This window comes from Pseudomonas sp. R62, assembly GCF_000257605.1.
Lineage (GTDB): Bacteria > Pseudomonadota > Gammaproteobacteria > Pseudomonadales > Pseudomonadaceae > Aquipseudomonas > Aquipseudomonas atacamensis.
In genome coordinates this window covers 1,388,272-1,396,226 of record NZ_JH635999.1, presented here as the reverse complement: position 1 = coordinate 1,396,226, position 7,955 = coordinate 1,388,272, and the positions used below count along the sequence as shown (strand labels likewise).

Below are 7,955 nucleotides of genomic sequence, written 5' to 3'. Positions count from 1 at the left end.
GCTCTGCTCCGACGGTGACGTAGCTTCAATCATCTCAAGAGACCCTGCGCGAAGGTAGATTCAAATGAGACTGATTCTATTTAACTTCTCGAAGGACACAAAGCCTTTTTCTGCTCAGCGCTTGAGCGTTTCGCTCGGCAGCTCCTTGAACAGCGCGCGGTAACTGCTGGAAAACCGCCCCAGATGCCAGAACGACCAGCGCATCGCCACTTCCGCAACGGTGGTTTCCGTGGGCCTGCGCTTGAGCAATTCACGGTGCGCACTGTTCAGCCGCCTCAGGCGTAACCAGTGGCTCGGGGTCATCCCGGTGTAGGCCTTGAATGCCTGTTGCAACTGGCGCAGCGGCACGCCGGCAACGTGAGAAAGTTCGAGCAGATTAACCGTGTCTTCCGGCGAATCAGCCGCCCACTCCCCTACTCTTTTGATGATCTGGCGTTCGTTGTTGCGCCGCTGCAATCCGCTGCGATCAAGGCTGGTGTGAGCGTTATCAAGGATGAACAGGCAGTCCTCAAGCAACTGTTGAGTCAGGCGATCTTTATCAAGTGGATCAGCAGCTCGCGACAACTTCGTGAGAATCGAGCTTAACCAGCCGCTGAACAAAGCGTTCTGGCCGCAGTTCAGCGGCGCCATGAACAAACCCTCGAGCTTTGCCACTTGCAAACCGTGCTCGCGGACAAAGTCCGGACCAAATACCACGGCGATTTCCCGGTAGTTCTCCGGGGTGATCCAGATGTTGCGGCTCTCTTCGTTGAGCAGATACAGCGCGTTGTCACTGCGATCAAAACAGAACGCCAGAGCCCCGGATGGCGCGCTGAAATTCTGTTCGACCCGGGTGTTCATCTGCTCTTCGTAAACCTCGACGCCCTGCAGGTCGAGATAGCGAATCTGCCCGGCGAAATGCCCCGGCGACATCTGCTGGTAATGCTGGACCCAGCCCGGTGTAGCGCGGATTTGCTCGGCCACGTCGGCGGTATTGAACGCTTGTACCTGAAGCGGATTGCACGTTGTCATGGGGTGACCTTGCGCACTCTTTTGGTGCGCTTTGGTGCTGCTGAAAGTGGATAGATGGAATCGCAAGCCGCGCCCAAGATAGTCGCCAACGCGCCACAGGGGAAGGGGCGGAAGATGAAACCCGCCCTCCCCGGCGTCTACAAAACCAATAACGAGGTCTTTATGAACGCCCCTTTCGATCAGCTGTTCACCTGGCTGAAAGATCACAAGATTACCGAAGTCGAATGCGTGGTCAGCGACCTGACCGGCATCGCCCGCGGCAAGATTGCACCGACCAACAAGTTTCTGCATGAGCGCGGCATGCGCCTGCCGGAAAGCGTGCTGCTGCAAACGGTAACCGGGGATTTTGTCGACGACGACATCTACTACGACCTGCTTGACCCGGCCGACATCGACATGGTTTGCAAACCGGTTTCCGACGCCGTGTACGTTATTCCGTGGGCCATCGAGCCGACCGCCATCGTCATCCACGACACCTTCGACAAGTTTGGCAATCCGATCGAACTGTCGCCGCGCAACGTGCTGAAGAAAGTCCTGCAGCTCTACACCGACAAGGGCTGGAAGCCGATTGTCGCGCCGGAAATGGAGTTCTACCTGACCCAACGCTGTGAAGACCCGGACCTGCCGCTCAAGGCACCGCTGGGCCGTTCGGGCCGTGCGGAAAGCGGGCGCCAGTCGTTCTCGATCGATGCCGCCAACGAATTCGATCCGCTGTTCGAAGACGTCTACGACTGGTGCGAACTGCAAGGCCTGGATCTCGACACGCTGATCCACGAAGACGGCCCGGCGCAGATGGAAATCAACTTCCGTCATGGCGATGCGCTGGATCTGGCCGACCAGATCACCGTGTTCAAGCGCACCCTGCGCGAAGCGGCGCTCAAGCACAACGTCACCGCGACGTTCATGGCCAAGCCGATCGGCGACGAGCCTGGCAGCGCCATGCATCTGCACCAGAGCGTGGTCGAGATCGCGACGGGCCAGCCGATCTTCGCCGATGCCGAGGGCAACATGAGCGAGCTGTTCCGTCATCACATCGGTGGCTTGCAGAAATACATCCCGAAAGTCCTGCCGATGTTCGCGCCGAACGTCAATTCGTTCCGCCGCTTCCTGCCGGACACCTCGGCACCGGTCAACGTCGAATGGGGCGAAGAGAACCGCACGGTTGGCCTGCGTGTGCCGACATCGGGGCCGGAATCGATGCGCGTGGAGAACCGCTTGCCCGGCGCCGACGCCAACCCGTATCTGGCGATTGCCGCAAGCCTGCTGTGCGGCTACATCGGCATGGTCGAGAAGATCGAGCCGAGCGCGGCGGTCGAAGGCCGGGCCTACGAACGGCGCAATCTGCGCCTGCCCATCACCATTGAAGAAGCCCTGACGCAGATGGAAGAGTGCCCGAAGGTCGCCGAGTACCTGGGCAGCAAATTCGTCCGTGGTTACGTCGCGGTCAAACGCGCCGAGCATGAAAACTTCAAACGCGTGATCAGCTCGTGGGAGCGTGAGTTCCTGCTGCTGAGCGTCTGACCCCGCCCCGTTACTGTGGGAGCGAGCCTGCTCGCGAAGACGGCCGCACAGTTGATCGTTCCCCTGCTCCCGCGTGGGAACGCATCCCGGGACGCTCTGCGTCCCATCCAAAGCCGAACGCGGAGCGTCCGTTGCGGCATTCCCACGCAGAGCGTGGGAGCGATCATTACAAGAAGAGGTGTCGAAATGCGTCTATTGAAATCCGTACTCCCGGTCGCACTGAGCGTGCTGTTCAGTGCCGTAGCCCACGCCGAGCCCCAAGTCAGCGTCTACAACTGGACCGACTACATCGGCGAAACCACCCTCGCCGACTTCCAGAGCAAGACCGGGATCAAGGTGATCTACGACGTCTTCGACTCCAACGAAACCCTTGAAGGCAAACTCCTCGCCGGTCGCACCGGATACGACGTGGTGGTGCCGTCCAACCATTTCCTCGCCCGTCAGGTAAAGGCCGGCGCGTTCATGAAGCTCGATCGTTCACAGTTACCCAACTGGAAGAACTTGGACCCGAAACTGCTTGAATTGCTTGAGAAAAATGATCCCGGCAATGCGCACTCGGTTCCCTATCTGTGGGGCACCAACGGCATCGGTTACAACGTCGACAAGGTCAAGCAAGTGCTCGGCATCGACCACATCGACTCCTGGGCCGTGCTGTTCGAACCCGAAAATCTGAAGAAGCTCAGCCAGTGCGGCGTGTCGATGATGGACTCCGCCGACGAAGTCTTCCCGGCCATCCTCAACTACATGGGCATGGACCCGCGCAGTGAAAACCCTGAAGACTACAAAAAGGCCGAAGCCAAGCTCCTGAGCATCCGCCCGTACATCACCTATTTCCATTCTTCCAAGTACGTGTCGGACCTGGCCAATGGCGACATCTGCGTCGCGTTCGGTTACTCCGGCGATGTGTTCCAGGCAGCCAACCGCGCCAAGGAAGCCAAGAACGGTGTGAATATCGCTTACGCCATCCCCAAGGAAGGCGCCAACCTGTGGTTCGATCTGCTGGCGATCCCAGCCGATGCGAGCAACGCCAAAGAGGCGCACGCCTTCATCAATTACCTGCTCGATCCGCAGGTGATCGCCAAGGTCAGCGCCACCGTCGGCTACGCCAATCCGAATCCGGCGGCCAAGCCGTTCATGGATGAGGAACTGGTCAACAACCCTGAGGTTTATCCGCCGCAGTCGGTGCTCGACAAACTCTACATTTCCTCGACCCCGCCCCAAGCGATCATGCGTCTGATGACCCGGTCGTGGAGCAAAGTGAAGTCGAACAAATGAATCAGCACAGCGCACAACACACCGGCTCTTATTACGCCGCTTCTGCGCGGGCGAGCACGCCCTACCCTGCGCTGGATGGTGATTTGCTTGCCGACGTCTGCGTAATCGGTGGCGGCTTCACTGGCGTCAATACCGCGATTGAGCTGGCGCAGCGCGGTTTGTCGGTGGTGTTGCTCGAGGCGCGACGTATCGGCTGGGGCGCCAGCGGGCGCAATGGCGGTCAGCTGATTCGCGGTATCGGCCATGAAGTCGAGGGGTTCGCTCGCTACCTTGGCCAGGACGGCGTGCGCTATCTGCAGCGCGCCGGCATTGATTCGGTGGAGCTGGTGCGCCAGCGCATCACTGACAACGCCATCGCCTGTGATCTGCGCTGGGGCTTTTGCGAACTGGCCAACACCGCCGCGCAATTCGCCGCGTTCAAGCAGGAACAGGACAGCCTCGCCGAACTCGACTATGCCCACGCAACGAGGCTGGTCGGGCCGGAACAGATCCGGCAGCAAGTGGTCGACGCTGGTGTGTACGCCGGCGGATTGATCGACATGGGTTCGGGGCACTTGCATCCGCTTGATCTGGTGCAAGGTGAGGCGCGTCTCGCGGCATCGCTGGGCGTGCGTATCTTTGAGCAGAGTCCGGTGCTGGAAATCCTCCATGGCCCGACTGTCGAGGTCCGTTGCGCCACGGGTTCAGTGCGCGCCGGCAGCCTGTTGCTCGGCTGCAACGCGCATCTGGATGACCTCGAGCCGAAACTCAGCGGCAAGGTGCTGCCCGCCGGCAGTTACATCATCGCCACCGAGCCGCTGGACGAAAGCCGCGCCGCCCAGTTGATTCCGCAGAACCTGGCGCTGTGCGATCAAAAAGTCGGGCTGGACTATTACCGACTCTCGGCTGATCGACGGTTGCTGTTTGGCGGCGCTTGTCATTATTCCGGGCGCGATCCGGCGGACATCGCCGCCTATATGCGCCCGAAAATGCTCAAGGTGTTCCCGCAACTGGCCGATGTGCACATCGACTACCAATGGGGCGGCAAGATCGGCATTACCGCCAATCGCTTCCCCCAGGTTGGCCGACTCAAACAGCACCCGAACGTGTTTTACGCGCAGGGTTATTCCGGTCATGGCCTCAACGTCACGCACTGGTGCGCGAAGTTGTTGGGCGAAGCCATTCATGCCGGGCACAGCCAAGGCATGGACGTGTTCAGCGGCGTGCCGCACATGACCTTCCCCGGTGGCCCGGCCTTGCGTTCGCCGCTGCTGGCGCTGGGCATGTTCTGGTATCGCCTGCGCGAAATGCTCGGCTGAGCCCGCCACGACTCTGGCTCCTGTAGGAGCTGCCGAAGGCTGCGATCTTGGGACGCAGAGCGTCCCGGGCTGCATTCCCACGCAGAGCATGGGAACGATCAGGTCGCAGCCCTCGGCAGCTCCTTGCACTGCAATCGCGTCCCACGCCAGCTATACACATTTGCTCTATCGCCAAGCACTTCTATATTGATGAAGTGCTTTTGCGTTCCCGACGCTCAGGGCCCGATTAATTGAGGAGGACATGGATGAAGTCGTCAGCCAGCGATGAGCCGCGAGCACCCGGTCAGGCGCCGATCAAAACCCGCCGTTTCGCTATTTCACTGGTATGGATCGTGCCGATTGTGGCGGTGCTGGTCGGGATTTCGCTGGTGATTCACAACATCCTTCAGGAAGGCCCGGTCATCACCGTTACCTTCAAGACCGGCGATGGCCTGACCGCGAACAAGACCGAAGTCCGGTACCGCAACGTGGTCATCGGCCATGTCTCCGACGTCGAATTGGCCAACGACCATAGACACGTCAACGCCACGATCAAATTGGCCAAGCAGGCCGAAGCCTTCACCCGCGAGGATTCGCAATTCTGGGTGGTGCGTCCACGTATCGGCGCCGGCGGGGTCTCGGGCATCGATACGCTGCTGTCGGGCGATTACATCGGTGCCGACATAGGTCAGGCCAATACCCGCTCAAAAAACTTCAAAGGTCTGGAGAACCCGCCGCCGATCACCTACGGCGAACCGGGCAAACGCTTTACGCTGCACACCGCGGACCTTGGCTCGCTGGACATCGGCTCCCCCGTTTATTACCGCAAGATTCCGGTTGGCCAGGTCGTGTCCTACGCGCTGGACCCGGACGGCAAAGGCGTCAACATCGAAGTGTTCGTGCATTCGCCCAACGATGCCTACGTTACCGAAAACACCCGCTTCTGGAACGCCAGTGGCATCGACATCAATGTCGGCGCCAACGGCTTTGCGGTGAAAACCGAATCGCTGTCGACCCTGCTGGTCGGCGGCATCGCTTTCCGCGCCCCGGACTACAGCCCCGACGATAAGCCGGCCAGCGACGACAAGAGTTTCGAGCTGTTTGCCAACCAGACCGCCGCCCTCGCCCCGCCCGACGGCAAGGCGCAATACCTGGCGCTGCGGTTTGATCAGGCCTTGCGCGGACTCAAGGTGGATGCGCCTGTCGAGTTTCTCGGTATCGAAATCGGCCGGGTGGTGGCGGTCAATCTCGACTTCGACGAGGTCAAGCGCACCTTTCCGGTGAATGTCGGCATTGTCATTTATCCGCAGCGACTCGGCCGTGCCCACGCGAAGATTCTCAAGACCTACCATGGCGACGAAAACGACGAGGCCACCGGCGCGCGCCTGATCGGCACGTTCATTGAAAATGGCCTGCGCGCCCAGGCCCGCAATGGCAACCTGCTCACCGGTCAGTTGTATATTTCGCTGGATTTCTACCCCAAAGCGCCGAAAGTCGCGTTCGACCCCAAGGCACGGCCGGTCACCATTCCGACCATTCCCGGCAGCCTCGAACAATTGCAGGAAAAACTCGAGGCGATGGTCAACAAGATCAACGCATTGCCGGTTGAACGCATCGCCAGCAACCTCGACGGCAATCTGGTCGAGCTGCGCAAGGGCCTGAAGCAGTTCAACGCCAGGACTCTGCCGGGTGTACAGAGCACCCTCGCCGATGTCAGCAAGACCTTGCAGTCCGCCAATTCGACCCTCGCCGAGGACTCACCGCAACGTGAGCAACTCACCGAGACCCTAGACGAACTCGGGCGCATGTCGCGCTCGTTGCGAGAGCTGTCGGATTACCTCGGTCGCCACCCTGAGTCGCTGATTCGCGGGCGTCCCGACAACGCCGCGCCGCTGGACCTCAAAGGACCGCCACGCAATTGAGCACAGGAGCTGAATCCATGGCTTTACCGTTGAAGATCACCGTGCTCGCTGCCTTCGTGCTGCTGACTGCGTGCCGTAGCGACCCGATCAGCTTTCATACGCTGACCCCGGCACAACCGGGTGCCAGCCGCAACGGCGCCGACATCGCCATAGAAAGCATCAGCGTGCCGCCACAGGTCGATCGCGCGCAGATAGTGATTCGCCAGGGCAACAGCGGCGTGGCGATTCTGGAAACCGATTGGTGGAGCGCCACTCTCGCCGATGAGTTGCGCGGCGCGCTGATCGATCAATTGAGCAGCGGTGTCGGCCAGCAGCGCGCCTCCGTGCGTATCGACGTGCAGCGCTTCGATTCGATTCCCGGCCAGTACGCCTTGATCGACGTGAAATGGCGGGTGCGCCCGCTGGGTGCGACGGACGCGGCGCTGCTCACCTGCCGCTCGGTGTTGCAGACTCCTTCAGGGCCAAGCATCGAAGAGCTGGTGACTGCGCAACAGAACAACGTCAAACGGCTTGCTGCACAAATCACTCAGGCTGCGACGGCCGCGCGCAATTGCCCTTCATCGGGCTAATCGCGTCACAAATCGAAGCGATCCACCGCCCGCCGCCGCTCGTTGTCATCGCGCACATCGTAGTTGGCGGTCGTCTGGATATTGCTGTGATGCGCGAGTTTCTGCGCGATCGACAGGTCGTGCTCTTCGATCACCCGGGTGATGAATGAACGCCGAAAATCGTGGGGCATGATTTTCACCCCGACCTGCGTACCGCGCTGGCGGGCGATGTAGTAAATCGCGTGTTTGGTGATGCGCTCGCGGGTGATGTGGCTGCCCCGGCGTATGCGATTGAACAGGAATGCATCGTCGCTCTCGCCTTCCTTGAGCTGTGAACGACGCAGTTCCAGCCAGGCGTCGAGCTTGGCAAAGGCCCAGGCCGGCGCGTACTTGATCAGCTG

General features: G+C 60.4%; 7 protein-coding genes. 5 read left to right on the top strand and 2 right to left on the bottom strand.

Going from position 1 to position 7,955, the window contains the following annotated elements:
* Positions 1 to 114 precede the first annotated feature (114 nt).
* Entirely contained in the window at positions 115 to 1,011 is an 897-nt protein-coding gene (locus OQK_RS24420; RefSeq protein ID WP_016774730.1) for a helix-turn-helix domain-containing protein, read from the bottom strand.
* A gap of 162 nt (positions 1,012 to 1,173) precedes the next feature.
* On the opposite strand from OQK_RS24420, the gene OQK_RS24415 reads away from it, so the two are divergent.
* From OQK_RS24415 to OQK_RS24395, 5 genes are all read left to right on the top strand, one after another.
* Positions 1,174 to 2,532, top strand: a complete 1,359-nt coding sequence (locus tag OQK_RS24415; RefSeq protein WP_016774729.1) for a glutamine synthetase family protein — start codon at positions 1,174 to 1,176, stop codon at positions 2,530 to 2,532.
* Positions 2,533 to 2,718: 186 nt separating this feature from the next.
* The gene (locus OQK_RS24410; protein ID WP_016774728.1) at positions 2,719 to 3,807 is read left to right on the top strand and encodes a polyamine ABC transporter substrate-binding protein; all 1,089 of its coding nucleotides are present in this window, start codon (positions 2,719 to 2,721) and stop codon (positions 3,805 to 3,807) included.
* On the top strand, positions 3,804 to 5,105 hold the full coding sequence (locus tag OQK_RS24405) for an NAD(P)/FAD-dependent oxidoreductase (protein WP_016774727.1): 1,302 nt from the start codon (positions 3,804 to 3,806) through the stop codon (positions 5,103 to 5,105). Before OQK_RS24410 ends, OQK_RS24405 begins: the two co-directional genes overlap by 4 nt.
* 245 nt (positions 5,106 to 5,350) lie before the next feature.
* A complete protein-coding gene (locus tag OQK_RS24400) occupies positions 5,351 to 7,006 on the top strand; it encodes a PqiB family protein (protein WP_016774726.1) in 1,656 nt (551 codons plus the stop codon).
* A gap of 17 nt (positions 7,007 to 7,023) precedes the next feature.
* Complete coding sequence (locus OQK_RS24395) at positions 7,024 to 7,575, top strand: PqiC family protein (protein ID WP_016774725.1); 552 nt, start codon at positions 7,024 to 7,026, stop codon at positions 7,573 to 7,575.
* A gap of 5 nt (positions 7,576 to 7,580) precedes the next feature.
* On the opposite strand, the gene OQK_RS24390 is transcribed toward OQK_RS24395, so the two are convergent.
* Positions 7,581 to 7,955, bottom strand: a 375-nt coding sequence (locus OQK_RS24390) for a tyrosine-type recombinase/integrase (RefSeq protein WP_016774724.1), incomplete at its 5' end; no start/stop codon positions are given.